The organism is Paralcaligenes ureilyticus, from assembly GCF_004346225.1.
Lineage (GTDB): Bacteria > Pseudomonadota > Gammaproteobacteria > Burkholderiales > Burkholderiaceae_B > Paralcaligenes > Paralcaligenes ureilyticus.
The window spans coordinates 1-16,392 of sequence record NZ_SMAJ01000012.1; the positions used below are offsets into that span (position 1 = coordinate 1).

Genomic DNA, 16,392 nt, shown 5'->3' on the forward strand with positions numbered 1-16,392 from the left:
CAGAATGACCTCACCACCCAAGACAGCTCAAAAAAAGAGCGACCCAAAACACGTTCAGCTCCGTAAACACTGCAATCAAAAATGCCCTAGGACGGATAACTGACCGACAGAATATCCAGTTCGTCCAGGCCGGCAGGCGTACGCAGGGTCACGGTATCGCCCTCGCGGGCTTTGGTCAGGGCCCTGGCTACCGGTGAAATCCAGCTGATTTTCCCCAGCAGAGGCTCGGCCTCGTCCACCCCGACGATCGTCACCGTATGCTCCTCACCCGCGCTATCCACATAATGAACGGTCGCGCCAAAAAAGACTTGATCCTTGTTCGGTTGAGACGCCGGATCGACCACTTCGGCGATTTCCAGGCGTTTGGTAAGGAACCGCATGCGCCGGTCAATCTCCCGCAATCTCTTTTTACCGTACAGATAATCGCCGTTTTCGGAACGGTCGCCATTGGACGCCGCCCACGACACAATCTGGACAACGGCAGGCCGCTCCTCGGTCATTAAGTGGGCCAGTTCGGCACGCAGCCGTTGATACCCCTGCACCGTAATGTAATTTTTGGTGCCCGCGGGTAAACGCTGACCTTCAGGAACAGGATCTTCATCGTCCTGATCAGATTCTTTAACAAAGGCCTTGTTCATAATGGGTCCACCATCATTAAACCCAATCATGCCAGACCGGTTTCAAATCGGCCGGCAATGGAGGCAAGGAACCCAGATCTTTATTGCTCTCGGAAGGGCTATGAAAGTCGGAGCCGCAGGAAGCCATAAAACCATACTGACGCGCTACATCGGCATACTGGCGGTACTGATCAACGCTATGACTGCCGGTGACGACCTCGATGCCGGCCCCACCCATGTCTTTGAATTCGTCGAACAAGGCGCCAAACTGAACCGGGGTGTAGTGGTAGCGTCCGGGATGGGCAATGATGGCCCGGCCGCCGGCAGCGCTTATCCAGCCAAGCGCCTGGGCAAGCGTCGCCCAACTGCCCGGCACACAGGCGGGCTTGCCGTCGCCCAGATATTTATCGAACACCGCCTGCATGTTTTTGGAATGCCCCTGCTCTACCAGAAAACGCGCAAAATGCGTACGGCTGATCAGGTTCGGGTTGCCCACAAAGCGCAATGCGCCCGCATAGCTGTCGGCAATGCCCAGGCCTTGCAGGCGGTCGGCCATTTCCCTGGCGCGCCCAACCCGCCCTGCCTGTATGTCGGCCACCCCGGCCTTGAGCACCGGATTGGCCGCGTCTATGCCCAGGCCCACCACATGCACGGTCTGCTGCGCCCACGTCACGGAAATTTCGATCCCGGGAACGAATGGCAAACCCAGGTCATGCGCCGCTTGCGCGGCCGGCGCCAGGCCGGATACTTCGTCGTGATCGGTCAGGGCCCAAAGCCCGACGCCGTTGGCATGCGCACGCGCGGCCAGCTCGCGCGGCGCCAGCACGCCATCGGAAACCGTGGAGTGGCAATGCAAATCGACGTTCAGGCTTGGGCTCGTAGACATGCTTTCTTTGAAATACGTCCTGACCCGGCAAGATACTTCGCAGACAACACGGCCGCAACGATCAAGAGGTCAATAAAAAAGTTTCGACCAGGTCGATCTGGTCATCGCTGAAAAAGGTGGGTGCATGACCCACTCCGGGTATCTCGACCAGTCGCGCATGCGAATTGCGAGCCAGCATCTCTTGGGCGACATCGACTGCGAACAGGTCCGACAATGCGCCCCGGATCAACAACATCGGAGTGTGTATGCTTTCGTAGGCACCCCACAGCAGAGCTTCCGACGCGCGAACTACCTCGGGGGTTTGCAGCGCAAACGGCTGCGCCATAGCCAGATCATAGCGCTTTATCCAGTGATCGCCGCGCCGAATGAATACCTGGCGGGTCAATTCCCCCCACTGAGCACGCGTATGGGGGCCAAACCCTTCTGATACCGAGTGCACATAATCGACCGCCTGGTCAAAGGTGTCGAACTGCCTGGCTTCGCCCACATAGTCGCCAATACGCGCCAAGCCGTCATAATCCAGGCGCGGCCCAATATCATTCAAAATCACTTTACCCAAACGCAGAGATAGCTTTGGATCCAGCCCATCCCCGCCCCTATCGGGCCGCATTGCCGCCGACATGGCCAGCGCACCGGCCAACGCCAATCCAATCAAGCCTCCCATGGACGTCCCCAGCCAATTCACCTGGCTGACCTGCAAGCGCGCAATCAGGGTAAGCATATCGGCCACGTACTGCGGCACCACGTAACCGGCGGGGTTGGCCAGCCAATCGGATTGACCGCGGCCCACCACATCTGGACATACCACGCGGTAGTGCGTGCTCAAACGCGCCGCCAGCGTGTCGAAATCACGCCCGGTGCGCGTCAGGCCATGCGCGCAAACCAATACGCGGTCGTTGTCCGGATCGCCCCATTCCCAGTACGCCATGCGGTGCACGCCCGACGGACTGGCGCAGCTAACATAGTCAAGGCGGGGTTCTGTCATGGCGCACAACTTATTCAAGGAAAACCAAAAGGCTACACACAGTAGCGCGAAAAAGCAAAAAACATGGCAGCCACAAGGGCTGCCGCTACATGATCGACGGGTACGTTTTTGTAGCGGCACCCCTTGTGGGTGCCACACGCATTGCGGCTAACGCCCTACTCTATAAACAACGTCGCCGGGCACTCGAGGTAACCGCGCACCACCTGTATGAACTCGGCGGCGTGCAGACCATCGACGACGCGGTGATCGAACGATGAAGACAGGTTCATCATCTTGCGCACCACTACCGCGCCGCTCAGGACGACAGGCCGCTCGACGATGCGATTGATGCCGACGATGGCCACCTCGGGGCGATTGATGACAGGCGTCGAAACGATGCCGCCCAAAGCGCCCAGACTGGTGATGGTGATGGTAGAACCCGACAGCTCTTCTCGCACTGCCTTACCCGTGCGCGCCGCCTGCGCCAGGCGTGCGACTTCCGCCGCATTGCCCCACAAATCGCGGGCCTCGGCGTGACGCAGCACAGGCACCATCAAACCCTGTTCGGTTTGAGCCGCAACACCCATGTGCACTGCGCCGTATTGGGTCACCACCCCGGCTTCGTCGTCGTAGCGCGCATTGATCTGCGGAAATTCGCGCACGGCCAGCACTATGGCTCGAATCAGCAAAGGCAATAAAGTCAGCTTGCCGCGCTGAGCGCCCCACTTGGCATTGAGTTTTACGCGCAACGCCTCGAGCTCGGTCACATCGACCTCTTCAACGTAAGTGAAATGCGGAATATGGCGTTTGGCCTCCTGCATTTTTTGCGCTATTTTGCGGCGCAAGCCAATGACCGGAATCGGGTTCTCGTCGTGGCGTTCGGCATAAGCCGCCGCGGCCACTGGCGCAACGCCATGCCTCGCCTGATTCGCTACCGAAACATCCAGATCCTGATGGCGGATGCGTCCCGACGGACCGCTGCCTTGCACCTCTCGCAGATCAAGTCCCAATTGCCGTGCGTGGCGGCGCACCGAGGGCGAGGCCAGCGGTTTGCTGTGGGTTGGGGATGTGCTGGAAACGACGGCCGGGGACGTTTGGGAGATGGCACCCACAAGGGGTGCCGCTACGACAAGGGGTGCCGATGCAACGGGAGAAGCCGATACGGCAGCAGGGGAAGCCGATACGGCCGGCGCGGCCGATGGCTCTGTCGCGGCAGCTGCACCCGCATCACGGCCGGATTCAGAGCCTTCGTCAACGATTTCGATGCGTATCAGCTCGGACCCCACCGCCATGACATCGCCGACTTTGCCGCCCAGCGCGACGACGGTGCCTATCACCGGCGACGGCACCTCAACGGTTGCCTTGTCGGTCATGACTTCGGCCAGCACCTGGTCTTCGGCGACGCTATCGCCCGGTTTCACATGCCACTGCGCCAGTTCGACCTCGGCTATCCCCTCGCCGATATCGGGCATTTTGATAATGTGGATTCCCATCAGTCTTCCATTGCGCGTTTGAAAGCCGCCCCGACTCGCCCCGGGCCCGGAAAATAAGCCCACTCTTGCGCATGCGGGTAAGGCGTGTCCCAGCCTGTTACACGCTCGATCGGAGTTTCCAGGTGATAGAAACAATGCTCTTGCACCAACGCTATCAGTTCGGCTCCAAAACCGCTGGTACGGGTGGCTTCGTGCACCACTACGCACCGGCCGGTCTTTTTCACCGACTTCACAATGGCATCCAGATCGAGCGGCCAAATGCTTCGTAAATCGATGATTTCGGCGTCGATCCCGGTCTCCTGGGCCGCCGCTTCGGATACGAAAACCATGGTGCCATAAGTCAGCACCGTAAGCGCCGCGCCCTTGCGAAAAACCGACGCCGATTCGAGCGGCACCGTGTAATAGCCCTCGGGGACTTCGCCCAGCGGATGTTTGGACCAGGGCACAATGGGCCGGTCGTGATGACCATCGAAAGGGCCGTTATACAAGCGCTTGGGTTCGAGAAATATGACCGGATCGTCATTTTCAATGGAGGCGATCAGCAAACCCTTGGCATCGTAGGGATTGGACGGCATCACCGTACGCAAGCCGCTGACATGGGTGAAAAGCGCTTCAGGGCTTTGGCTATGTGTCTGCCCGCCATAGATCCCGCCGCCGCAAGGCATCCGTATCGTAAGAGGCGCCGTGAATTCGCCCACCGAGCGATAGCGCAAGCGCGCCGCTTCGGAGACGATTTGATCGGATGCCGGATAAAAATAATCGGCGAACTGAATTTCAACCACCGGGCGCAGCCCGTAGGCGCCCATACCGACCGCCGCGCCAACGATCCCACCCTCGGAAATAGGGGTGTCGAACACACGCGATTTGCCATACTTGGCCTGCAAACCTTCAGTGCAACGAAACACGCCGCCAAAATACCCGACATCTTGTCCGAAGACGACCACGTTGCTGTCGCGCTCGAGCATGATGTCCATCGCCGAACGCAGCGCCTGAATCATGGTCATGGGCCGCGTCGGCCCCTTATTGATAGCACTTGCCATGATCATCGCTCCAGTTGCGCAAGCTGCCTGCGCAAATGCTGAGGCATGTCTTTGTATACATCTTCGAACATACTTATATTGCTGAACGTATGGCCGTTCGCAAGCGACCCGTAACGCTCGGCTTCCTTTTGCGCCGCCACAACCTCGGCTTCGAGCTCTTTCCTGGTTTCTTCGTGCTCTTCTTCGGACCAGATCGCACGTCCGATCATATGCCGCTTGAGCCGCTCGATCGGATCGCCCAGCGGAAATTGCGCCCAGTCGTCGGCGGGCCGGTACTTGGATGGGTCATCTGACGTGGAGTGCGGGCCGCCACGATAGCTCACCCACTCGATCAGGGTCGGCCCAAAATTGTTGCGCGCCCGCTCAATCGCCCATTGCGAAGCGGCATACACCGCCAGGAAATCATTGCCGTCGACACGCAACGAGGCGATGCCGCAACCCGCGCCGCGGGCCGCGAACGTGGTGCGCTCTCCGCCCGCCAGAGCCTGGAAGGTGGAAATCGCCCACTGGTTATTGACGACATTCAGAATGACCGGTGCCTGGTAAACGTGGGCGAACGTCAGGGCTGTGTGAAAATCGGATTCGGCCGTAGCGCCATCGCCGATCCACCCTGACGCAATCTTGTTGTCGCCCTTGATAGCCGAGGCCATGCCCCAGCCCACCGCCTGAATAAACTGCGTGGCCAGATTACCCGAAACCGAGAAAAACCCTGCCCGCCGCACCGAATACAGGACAGGAAGCTGTCGGCCCTTGAGCGGATCGCGCTGGTTGGACAATAGCTGGCAGATCAGATCGACCAGCGGGACATCGTCGCGCACCATCAACAGGCTTTGCTGGCGGTACGAAGGAAAGCACATATCGCCCTCGGACAGCGCCATGCCGTGCGCAGTCCCGATGGCCTCTTCGCCCAGCGATTGCATATAAAAAGACAGTTTTTTCTGCCGCTGGGCGATCAGCATGCGCGCATCGAAAATCCGCGTTTTCAGCATAGTGCGCAAGCCCTTGCGCAGCAATTCTGTGCTGATGCTGGGCGCCCAGGGGCCCACTGCCTGGCCGTCGTCATCGAGTACACGCACCAGCGCGTAGACCAGATCGCCCATATCGATATGGTCTGCGTCTACGGGAGGGCGGCGAACGGTGCCTGCGGGCGATAAATGCAGATAGGAAAAGTCGGTATGGCAGCCTGGACGCCCGGTGGGCTCCGGCACGTGCAGATGCAGGGGTGGTGTCTGGCTCATGGTGTGTATTCGCTTCCGAAGGGTCTTGTGGAGCCTCGTAGCCGAATATATCTTGTGGATAATGTGTCAATCATCGCGCATCCGGGCAAAATCCACAAGGGTATTCACCCCAATAGACTGGTTGACGTTGGCATGGTTTTGCGTAATTGTTAATGATTGTCTGTTGGGCGCTATGAGAGATGGCACCCACAAGGGGTGCCGCTACAAGCTGCGGATACGTTTTTGTAGCGGCACCCCTTGTGGGTGCCATCGCCGCGACCTGGCAATCTCCCCCGAACCCACATCCAGCCAACACCGTTAACGGCCAGCCCAATAGCGCCGGTCATATTCTCGCGTGCTATAAGCCCGCAGCCCATTCTGTCTGGATCGAACCGTAATGGCGCCCTGCCGATCGGTACGCCAGAATGTCGCCCCGGCCTGCTCCCAGCGCTGTACCACCTCGGGGCCGGGATGCCCATATCGATTCCATAAACCCGCCTGGGCCAGCACGTGCCTGGCCTTCATGGCCTGTACAAAACCCGGGCTGGACGAATACCGCGAGCCATGATGCGCCGCCAAAACCACATCGACCGGATCCAAACCGCGACGCAGCAGCAAGGCTTCCTGCACAGCGCCAATATCACTGGTCAGCAGCAAAGAGTGGTCTCGACCCCTGATCAGCAAGACACAGGCCCGATCATTGGGCTTTGGGGCTTTGGCCGACCGGCCCGGCTTAGCCAGGGGTGGTGGCCACAAAAACTGAAAATCGACGCCATCGATCGTCCAGGCGTGGCCCGCCACACACTCCGACATGGCCCACGGAAATCGCGGCAGGCTCTGTGGCCTGCCCAGCAAATGCGCTTCGCGCCGCAAATAACCCCCCAGATCGAACGAACTGTAGGATTGTTCAATCTGAACCGCCTCGAGCAGGCTGCGTGCTCCGCCTGCGTGGTCGATATCAGCGTGAGACACCACCATCACATCCAGTTTTCGTATGCCCATCGATTGCAGGAAAGGCCATATCGTGCGCGCTCCTTCGTCGCTCGCGGCACTGCTGCGCAAGCCTGTATCAAACAACAGGACATGGCGCGCCGTCTGCACCACGATTGCGGCCGATTGTCCGACGTCCAGCGCAAACGCGTCCCAACCGCCTTCGGGCGGCCGCTCGGGACGCCAGCACAAGGCCGGCAGAATAAGGATCCAGGCCGCACGACGCGCCGGAAAGCCGTAAGGCATGAGCGCCAGCACAAGCCCCAGCAGGGCCAGCAGTGTCAAGGCCAGCGGCGGATGCGCCACGTCGATGCTCGCCGCATTGAAATCGGCCAGCCAGACCGTGGGAATCATCATCAAATCCAGGCAGGTATGGGCCAGCCAACCGCAAAAGCCGGCCATCCAGCCTAAGCCTGGAACAAAAGCCAATGCCGCCAGCAGCAGGGACAAGGGCGTCACCACCAGGCTGATCAAAGGAATGGCATACGCATTGGCCAGCGGCGAGGCAAACGATATCTGGTGAAAGATCAACGCAAGCAATGGCATCAAAGCCACCGTAATGGCCAGTTGCAGGCGCGAAGCCGAAGTCAGGAAAAATTTCAGGCGCTGCATGCGAGTCATCGCCGGCAGGCCGATCCGGTTCCCCACCCAGCCGCTGCTGGCCATCAGCACACAAACAGCACCAAACGACAGCCAGAACCCGCTCGCGAACAAGGCCCAAGGGTCGAGCATCACCACCGCCAACACCACCACGCTCAACAGGCGCGAACCGTTCATGGGCAGGCGCAACAGATGCGCCGCGGCCACGACCGCCAACATGAGGAAAGTGCGCCGGGCGGGCACGCCCCACCCCGCCAGCAGGCAATATAGCCATGCAACCAAAAGCGCGGCCATCGCGGCAGCGATCTGGGCGGGCACACGCTCGGCCAGATTGCGCCCGCGAAAGCGCAACCTGCGCCAGCTCCAGAGGACCACCAGGCCGCCCAAGGCGGCAATCATCGTAATATGCGAACCGCTGATCGACACCAGATGCGTAATGCCCGTACGGTTGAAGACCTGCCAATCGGCCGACTCCACACTCGCCTGATCGCCTATCGCCAGCGCCAGCAAGACGGCCCCGTAGCGCATGCCGTCAAGATGCGCCCGCATGGCCTGGCGCACGCGATGGCGCGCGCGCTGAGCGACGATTTCCAAACTGACCCAGGGATCGTCACCTTGATATTTCGGGGTTCCTCGCACGCTGCCCGTAGCACGCACCCCTTGCGCAAACATATAGGCTTCGTAATCGAACGCATTAGGGTTACGCGCTCCATGCAGCTTTTTAAGCGTCAGGGACATGCGCCATATCTGGCCGGGAATCAGTTCCGGAAACTGGGCCGGTGCTTGATTAAACCGCCCATAAGGACCGGCCCGACCCGGCGCCGTCCACGAAACATAAATTCGCGAAGGCACGCCTTCTGGCAGAGAGGAAATCACTTCGGCCTCAAAAGCCCGGCTGTCAGGCCTTAACCTGACCAGACTGGCCACCCGGAGCACGACACGCGAGACGCGATTTTCGTTTTCAGCGGCGAGTTCATCGGCCAGGCGCTGTTCGATTCGCACGACCGCCAGCAGCAGACCCAGCACAGCCGCCCAGACGGGTATCAGGGCGCGCGCGGGCCGCTGCATTTTCAGCAGCCACAAGGACAAGCCAAGGACGCCTAATGCCAGCCACATCCAAGTGGCGGCATCGGGCATCACCGGCAAAACCTGCGCGGCACCGGTGGCCAACACGATGGCCAGCATGCTTAATCGCCCCGTCACATCCCGCGCTCCAAAATAAGCAAGGGTAACGACGAATAATCGCGCCAGGCGGGTCAACCGGATAGTTTCGCGCCTTTCGGATAATACGCGGCGCATGTCGCAAACGGCCGCGCGACAGGCACCCTATAATCGCAGACGAAACCGCCTTTTATTGCATCACAGGAAACCCTTATGTCTATACGCAAATTATTTGCCCTGGGCGCCATGGCCCTGCTGACAACCGGCGCAAGCTTTGCCCAGGCCCAGCAAGTGAGTCACATCCAGATCGAACACCCTTGGGCTCGCGCCACAGCGCCTGGGCAAACCACGGGCGCGGGCTACATGGGCATTAAAAATGCCGGCACGGCCGACGACACGCTATTGTCCGTCGAAAGCGGCGTCGCCGACATGACCGAGCTGCACCAAACCGTCAGCGACGGCAGCATGACAAAAATGGAGGCCGCCAAGAAATTGCCCATCCCCAAAGGGCAAACCATACAAATCAGCCCGGGCGGCTATCACATCATGTTCATGCATATCAAGGCCCCGTTCAAGCAAGGCGACAAGATTTCCGCGACCCTCACTTTTGAAAAAGCCGGCAAGGTGGCAGTGGAATTTCAGGTTGAACCGCTTACCTATCAACCGGGCAAATCGGCGGGCGATATGGACATGGGCGCTGGACACATGAATATGAATATGCACCATCAGCACGCCAAGTAAGCCGGGCAGACTGCCGTACCGGACGGTCGTGCGGCAATGGCAGCCACAAGGGCTGCCGCTACATGAGCGGCCAGCAGGTTTCTGTAGCGGCAGCCCTTGTGGCTGCCATCCGCCCCATGCCGCCTAGACACCCATCAGACGCGGCAACACACGCCGGGCATTCTCGCTTGTCGCACCCAGGAGAGCTTCATAAGACAGGCCGCGCAACTCGGCCAAAACCTCGCCAATGCGCGCGACTTCCGAGGGCTCGTTGCGAGGACGCATCAACCCTGACTTACCCGCTGTCCCCGCAGACCCAGGCGAACCCAGCCACGCGGGAGCAATGTCGGGCGCATCGGTTTCCAGCACCAGCGACTCCAGCGGCACTTGAGCCGCCAAGCGGCGTATTTGCAAGGCACGAGTAAAAGTCATGGCCCCGCCCATGCCAAGCGCAAACCCCAGAGCAATAAACTGTTTGGCCTGCTGGAAACTACCGTTAAACGCATGGGCAATCCCGCCAATCCGGGGCCGGCGGCGCAAATGCTTCAGTATCGTGTCTTGCGAACGGCGTACATGCAGCAAAACAGGCAGCTCATACCGTTGCGCCAGATCGAGCTGGGCCGAATAAAACAATTCCTGCTTGGCTCGCATAGGTACGGAGGTGAGCTCAGGCACAAAGAAATCCAGGCCAATCTCGCCGATGGCGACCAACCGCGAATCAGCCAAAGCATCCCGCACCAAGTCCTCGAGTACCGTCAAATCGCTATCCCCGGCTTGCGGGACGCACATAGGATGAATGCCCAAGGCATAAGCACCGCCCCGGAAAGAATGGGCCAGATCACGCACCACAGAAAAATTCCCGCGCTCCACCGCCGGGATCACAATGACCTGCACGCCTGCGTGTGCAGCGCGAGCGATTACCTGTTGCCGATCATCGGCAAACTCTGCGGCATCCAGATGGCAATGGGTATCGATAAGCACTACGCGTCCCGTAAAGAAGCACCCGCTCAATGATTCAATTTTACAGGCCAGACACACGATGATGTCGATTTTCGAAGTTAGGGCTATTGGATTAATGGCACCCACAAGGGGTGCCGCTACGGGTGGCGTTACAGGGCCTCTTCATCAGCCAGGCGTCCCTTATCCATAAACAACTGACGATGCGCCAATGCCGCCAGCGCCGGATCGTGCGTCACAATGGCCAATGCCGTGCCGAATTCCTCATTAACACGCACCAACAGCTCAAACATGCTCTCGGCCGTATAGCGATCCAGATTGCCGGTGGGCTCATCGGCCAGAACGCAGGTTGGGCGCGTCACCAAGGCGCGCGCCAGCGCCACCCGTTGCCGCTCGCCGCCGGACAACTGCCCCGGGAAATGATGGATCCGATCGGCCAACCCCACCTGCTCCAGCAACTGGGCCGCCTGCTCCCGAGCCGCATGGCGCGTATCACGCCGCACAATCAATGGCATCGCCACATTATCGAGCGCCGAAAACTCCGACAACAAATGATGAAACTGATACACAAAACCCAGGCTGCGATTGCGCAACTGACTGCGTTGGGCCTCAGACAGCCCTTGCGCCGACGCGCCATTAATAAAGACCGTGCCCGACGTAGGCCTGTCGAGCAAACCCAAGGTATGCAGCAACGTGCTCTTGCCCGATCCGGACGCCCCCACAATAGCCACAAACTCGCGTGGTGCCACGTGCAGGCTAACATCGCGCAGCACCTCGATGCGGGCCAATCCGTCATCGTAAGTCTTCACCAGATTGTGGGCGCTCAGGGCATGAACTGGAGGCGTATCAATCATGACGCAGCACCTGGGCGGGTTGCAGGCTGGCGGCACGCCAGCTGGGATAAAGAGTAGCCAGCAAAGAGAGCACCAAAGAAGTGATCGCAATCGTCACGATATCGGACAGTTGCGGGTTGGACGGGAGTTCGCTGATGAAATAGATTTGCTGCGGCAAAAAATGCACGCCCGATAAACGCTCGATGAACGGCACAATCACACCAATGTTGTAGGCAATCAACATGCCGAACCCGACCCCCAGCAAAGTGCCTACGACTCCGATCAGCGAGCCTTGAACCAGGAAGATTTTGGCGATTTCGCGCGGGCTGGCGCCCAAAGTACGCAAAATGGCAATGTCCGACTGCTTGTCCTTCACCGCCATGACCAGCGACGAAAGCAGATTGAACGCTGCCACCGCAACGATCAGGGCAAGAATCAGGAACATCATGCGCTTTTCGGTCTGCACGGCGGCAAACCAAGTGCGATTATTCTGCGTCCAGTCGGTCGCCTGTACCGATGTCGGCAAAATTCGCATAAGTTCGCGCGCCACTTCGGGCGCCTTCTGCATATCCGCAATGCGCAGCCTTACGCCGCTGGTGCCGTTATCGCGAAACACCTTGGCCGCGTCTTCAAAATTGACAAAGGCCAGCGACGCGTCATATTCGTAATAGCCCGAAGAGAAAATCCCGCTGACTGTAAATTGCCGCATGCGCGGCGCAAAGCCCGCCGGCGATATCGACCCCTGAGGCGCCAGGACCAACACCGTATCGCCGCGTTTGACCCCCAGGCTGGCGGCAATCTGGTTGCCCAGCACGATGGAAAAACTTCCCGGCGTCAACGAGTCGATATTGCCGTCGGTCATCTGCCCGCCTACATCCGACACCGCCGCTTCAAGCTTGGGGTCAATGCCGCGAATCTGCACTCCGCTTAAGGAATCGCCGCGCACCAACATGGCTTGCGCGGCGACAAACGGCGCCTCGCCCCGCACTTCCTTGTTCTTCTTGGCATCCTGCGCAATTTGCTGCCAATGCTGCAGCACCAGGTCGGGCGCCGTACGCGGCACGTACAGCTCGATATGCGGCAATACCGACAGCATCCGATCCCGCACCTGCGTCTGAAAGCCATTCATGACCGACAGCACAATAATCAGCGCTGCAACACCCAATGCAATGCCCACCATGGAACTGGCGGCAATAAAGGACACAAATCGATCTCGCCGTCCGCGGCCGTGCTTGACCCGCGCCAAACCTGCGTACCGCGCCCCTATCCAGAGCTCATATGAAGTCTTCAATCCGCCACCGTTTTCTTATTGACACTACAATCCAAGAATGCAAATCGTACTCCCTGGCGCCCTGCCCGACCCGAGCGAAGCACGGGAACTGGCTCCGCACGTGCTAAAAGCCGCCCCTACACTGAGTCGCTGGCTACGTCTTGGCCGAGCCAGCATCACCACGACCGACCCCGTTGCCGCAGGCTGCACGCCCTACGAACACTGGCTGTTGTCCGCGCACGGATTCAAACCCGCGCAAGGACAGAATCTTAGCTCAGGTTTAGGCCCCCTATGGGCCGGCAACGTCACTAAACGTGACCAGCCCGTCTGGCTAGCGGAACTGGTTCATGTAGCGCCCTCTCGCGATGGCGCCCGCCTGTTCGGTGCAAGCGACCTGTCGATCGAACTCGCAGAAAGTGTAGCCTTGTTCGATTCGGCCCAGGATTTCTTCAAAGGCAGCGGCTTTTCGGCCAGCCCTTCAAGCGCCCGACACTGGCTCATAACGATACACGGTAATTTCGCACCCGTTTGTGCCAGCCCCAGCCTGGTGAGTTTGGGATCGATGAACGATTCCTGGCCCAAAGAGCCCGAAGCCCGCCCCTGGCGCCGGCTGGTCAACGAGTTGCAGATGTTGTGGTTCGACCATCCGGTCAATCGAGCAAGGCAGGCGCGCGGGCTGGCCCCCATCAACAGCCTGTGGCTATTTGGCGGGGCAAAGGCAGACCAGTTCGCCGACACGCGCTCGACTCCGGTCTTCAAAATATGCGAGACGCTGCATGTTCCATTCAATACGCACGACTGGAGCGCCTGGCTACAGGCATTGGGCGAACTCGAATCGACAGTATTTCAACCCCTCGCCCACACGCCGCCGGAACTGGTGCTGATCGGTCGCGACAGATTCGTTCAATTGCGGCCCGGCACTCTGGCCCGCTTTGTCAATCGCTTGCCCGGCAAGCACTGGAGCAACTGGTGGTCACCCCGCAATTAAGCACCCGTGCTTCCGACGATCAGGCCGCCCGGTCGCTCGAGGCCGCCGGCATACATCCTTTGCTGGCGCGGCTATGGGCCGCGCGCGGGGTGCACGACGCAACCGAAACCCAATTCGGCTGGGGCACGCTCCTGCCGCCAGGCCAGCTAACCCATAGCGAACACGCAGCCCGACTGCTCGCCGACGCCATTGCTGAAAAAAAACGCCTGCTTATCGTTGCCGACTACGATTGCGACGGCGCAACCGCCTGCGCCGTCGCAATCCGCGCCTTGCGCAGCATGGGTGCCAACGTTGATTTTCTGGTACCCAACCGCTTCGAAACCGGTTATGGCTTGTCCGCGGCGGTTGTCGAACTGGCGCTGCGCCATCATGGCGGCAAGCCGGATATCGTCATCACCGTCGATAACGGAATCGCAAGCGTCGAGGGCGTTGCCGCCGCGCAAGACGCTGGCATCGACGTCATTATCACCGACCATCACTTGCCTGGCGATACCCTGCCCAACGCGCTGGCTATCGTTAATCCCAACCAACACGGCTGCGGTTTCTCCTCTAAAAATCTGGCGGGCGTAGGCGTCATTTTCTATCTGATGCTGGCATTGCGCGCCGAGCTGCGCACCCGCGGCGTCTATGCCGCAAACGCAGGCCCGCGGCTCGATGCCCTGGCCGATCTGGTGGCCCTGGGCACCGTAGCCGATGTCGTCAAACTCGATGCCAACAACCGTTTGCTGGTCACCCAGGGCCTGAAAAAAATGCGCGCAGGCCAAATGCACGCAGGTGTGCGCGCTCTATTCGCAGTAGCTGCGCGCGAACCCAGGCAGGCTAGCGCCTTCGATCTGGGTTTTGCCATCGGCCCGCGCATTAATGCAGCAGGGCGGCTGGCCGACATGAGCCTGGGTATCCATTGCCTGATCACCGACGATGAAAGCGAAGCATTAAAGCTGGCTCGCGAGCTCGACGCCATCAACCACGAACGGCGCGCCATAGAAACCACCATGCGCCAGGAAGCGCTGGCGGCAATGGAAATGCCCGATGTCGTCATTCGGGCAAGTGTCTGCGTCTATCACCCTACATGGCATCAAGGCGTAGTGGGGCTGGTGGCCTCCAAACTAAAGGAAGCCTACTGGCGCCCTACCGTCGCCTTCGCCCGATCCGATGCCGGCGAACTGCGCGGCTCGGGCCGCTCCATCCCCGACGTGCATTTACGCGATGTACTCGACCTGGTGGCCAAACGCCATCCGGGCATCATCCTCAAGTTCGGCGGCCACGCGATGGCCGCCGGCTTGACACTGCAAGAAAACGCCTACGCAACTTTTGTCGAGGGCTTTGACGATGCCGTCAAGGAATTAAGCGGGCGCACCACGTTCGATCCGGTGATCGAAACCGATGGTTCGCTGGAGTCGGGCTACGCCAACGCCGAGGTTGCCGGCCTGCTCCAGCAACAAGTCTGGGGTTCAGGCTTTCCCGCCCCGATATTTCGCGACAACTTTTACGTGCGCCAACAGCGGCTACTGAAAGACAAGCACCTGAAACTGACTCTGGAACGCGGCCATCAGCGCTTTGACGCCATCTGGTTCGGCCACGCCGATATGCTGCCCGAATACATCGACGTCGCCTACCGGCTGGACCAGAATGTGTGGAACGGCAATATCACGGCGCAGCTGATTATTGAATATGCCTGCGGGGCACAGGGCCAATCAGGCGATGCCCATGAATTCGTTTGACCGCCAGATACGGTACTTTCGGGTTATTGCCGAACTGAAATCCCTGTCCCAGGCCGCCGAGGCGCTCGGACTTACCCAATCAGGCATAAGCCGGCAATTAGGGTCCCTCGAAGAGCACCTTGGCGTACCACTGTTTTACCGTACCGGGCGCGGTGTTGAACTTACCCCTGCCGGGTCTTTCCTGCAGTCTCAGACGCACACGGCCTACGAGACGATCGACAATGCCTTGGCGTCGATCAAAGGCCACGACGCCGCCACTCAGGGAAAGTTGAAAATCGCCACCGTCCATACGCTGAGCTATTACTTCATGGCGGAAATCGTCGCAAAATTCCTGGGTGTGCGGCCTACAACGACGGTGTCACTCGTTGCCCGCAGTTCTCCCGAGGTCGTCACCCTGGTTGAACGCGGCGATGTCGACCTGGGCTTCGTCTACGATTCCGCCGTGGCATCGGACCGTCTGAACAGCACCCCTCTCTTTGACGACCGCATGTGCCTGATCGTCAATCGGCAATACAAGGCCAAAAGTCAATCTATCGACCTCAACAAGCATCGTTTGTCGCTGGTCGTATTTCCACCCCACTACGCGCTGCGCCGCATGCTGCATAGCAGCGGTCTGGAATTCGATACCGTGGCCGAAGCGGAAACCATTGCGGTAATGCTCGATCTGGTGTCTTCAGGAGTGGGCTATTGCATTCTTCCCGATCGCATCCACACCAAATTGCTGGCGGAATACAGCTTGCGGAAAATCGCCATCGACCAGCCGCTGCTTACTCGGCGCGTCGTGGCCATCACTAAAATAGCGGTACCTCCTTCATCGCTCACGCAACTCATGCTCGATGCCGCGCTGGGCAATCTGAGCCGCTAGTGCATTTTCGGTTGAAGTGTTTACGGAACTGAAACATCCCGTGCCGTACACCGTTTGACCAAAAAAAATG

The 16,392-nt window shown here is 59.5% G+C and carries 14 protein-coding genes; 4 read left to right on the forward strand and 10 right to left on the reverse strand.

All coding sequences use genetic code 11. The features are described 5' to 3' along the window. Positions 1-86 precede the first annotated feature (86 nt). From greB to EDC26_RS14200, 7 genes are all read right to left on the reverse strand, one after another. The gene (gene greB, locus EDC26_RS14170) at positions 87-638 is read right to left on the reverse strand and encodes a transcription elongation factor GreB (protein ID WP_132583752.1); all 552 of its coding nucleotides are present in this window, start codon (positions 636-638) and stop codon (positions 87-89) included. A 16-nt stretch (positions 639-654) separates the two neighbouring features. After that, a complete protein-coding gene (locus tag EDC26_RS14175; protein WP_132583754.1) occupies positions 655-1,503 on the reverse strand; it encodes a 3',5'-nucleoside bisphosphate phosphatase in 849 nt (282 codons plus the stop codon). 61 nt (positions 1,504-1,564) lie between these two features. Then, positions 1,565-2,488, reverse strand: coding sequence for an alpha/beta fold hydrolase (locus EDC26_RS14180; RefSeq protein WP_243700921.1), 924 nt, complete (start codon positions 2,486-2,488; stop codon positions 1,565-1,567). 155 nt (positions 2,489-2,643) lie between these two features. After that, complete coding sequence (locus EDC26_RS14185) at positions 2,644-3,960, reverse strand: dihydrolipoamide acetyltransferase family protein (protein ID WP_132583756.1); 1,317 nt, start codon at positions 3,958-3,960, stop codon at positions 2,644-2,646. Continuing rightward, the gene (locus tag EDC26_RS14190; protein ID WP_132583758.1) at positions 3,960-5,000 is read right to left on the reverse strand and encodes an alpha-ketoacid dehydrogenase subunit beta; all 1,041 of its coding nucleotides are present in this window, start codon (positions 4,998-5,000) and stop codon (positions 3,960-3,962) included. The genes EDC26_RS14185 and EDC26_RS14190 overlap by 1 nt, the downstream gene beginning before the upstream one ends. 2 nt (positions 5,001-5,002) lie before the next feature. Beyond that, complete coding sequence (locus tag EDC26_RS14195; RefSeq protein ID WP_132583760.1) at positions 5,003-6,238, reverse strand: 3-methyl-2-oxobutanoate dehydrogenase (2-methylpropanoyl-transferring) subunit alpha; 1,236 nt, start codon at positions 6,236-6,238, stop codon at positions 5,003-5,005. Positions 6,239-6,535: 297 nt separating this feature from the next. After that, entirely contained in the window at positions 6,536-9,106 is a 2,571-nt protein-coding gene (locus EDC26_RS14200) for a DNA internalization-related competence protein ComEC/Rec2 (protein WP_243700922.1), read from the reverse strand. Between the two features lie 75 nt (positions 9,107-9,181). On the opposite strand from EDC26_RS14200, the gene EDC26_RS14205 reads away from it, so the two are divergent. After that, a complete protein-coding gene (locus EDC26_RS14205; RefSeq protein ID WP_132583762.1) occupies positions 9,182-9,709 on the forward strand; it encodes a copper chaperone PCu(A)C in 528 nt (175 codons plus the stop codon). 123 nt (positions 9,710-9,832) lie between these two features. Here the strand turns inward: EDC26_RS14205 and EDC26_RS14210 are convergent, their stop codons facing one another. The 3 genes from EDC26_RS14210 to EDC26_RS14220 form a co-directional block, all read right to left on the reverse strand. Next, the gene (locus EDC26_RS14210; protein WP_132583764.1) at positions 9,833-10,669 is read right to left on the reverse strand and encodes a TatD family hydrolase; all 837 of its coding nucleotides are present in this window, start codon (positions 10,667-10,669) and stop codon (positions 9,833-9,835) included. Positions 10,670-10,797: 128 nt separating this feature from the next. Then, a complete protein-coding gene (locus tag EDC26_RS14215) occupies positions 10,798-11,499 on the reverse strand; it encodes an ABC transporter ATP-binding protein (RefSeq protein ID WP_132583766.1) in 702 nt (233 codons plus the stop codon). Next, positions 11,492-12,769 (reverse strand): lipoprotein-releasing ABC transporter permease subunit, encoded by a 1,278-nt coding sequence (locus EDC26_RS14220; protein WP_165931033.1) that lies wholly within the window; start codon positions 12,767-12,769, stop codon positions 11,492-11,494. The genes EDC26_RS14215 and EDC26_RS14220 overlap by 8 nt, the downstream gene beginning before the upstream one ends. A gap of 37 nt (positions 12,770-12,806) precedes the next feature. On the opposite strand from EDC26_RS14220, the gene EDC26_RS14225 reads away from it, so the two are divergent. Genes EDC26_RS14225 through EDC26_RS14235 form a run of 3 tightly spaced genes read left to right on the forward strand, consistent with a single transcriptional unit; the run spans position 12,807 to position 16,322 of the window. Continuing rightward, positions 12,807-13,736 carry a hypothetical protein gene (locus tag EDC26_RS14225; RefSeq protein ID WP_132583768.1) on the forward strand — a complete coding sequence of 310 codons (930 nt, stop codon included), beginning with the start codon at positions 12,807-12,809 and terminating at the stop codon, positions 13,734-13,736. After that, complete coding sequence (gene recJ, locus EDC26_RS14230) at positions 13,718-15,457, forward strand: single-stranded-DNA-specific exonuclease RecJ (RefSeq protein ID WP_132583770.1); 1,740 nt, start codon at positions 13,718-13,720, stop codon at positions 15,455-15,457. The genes EDC26_RS14225 and recJ overlap by 19 nt, the downstream gene beginning before the upstream one ends. Beyond that, on the forward strand, positions 15,444-16,322 hold the full coding sequence (locus EDC26_RS14235; protein ID WP_132583772.1) for a LysR family transcriptional regulator: 879 nt from the start codon (positions 15,444-15,446) through the stop codon (positions 16,320-16,322). Before recJ ends, EDC26_RS14235 begins: the two co-directional genes overlap by 14 nt. Positions 16,323-16,392 lie beyond the last annotated feature (70 nt).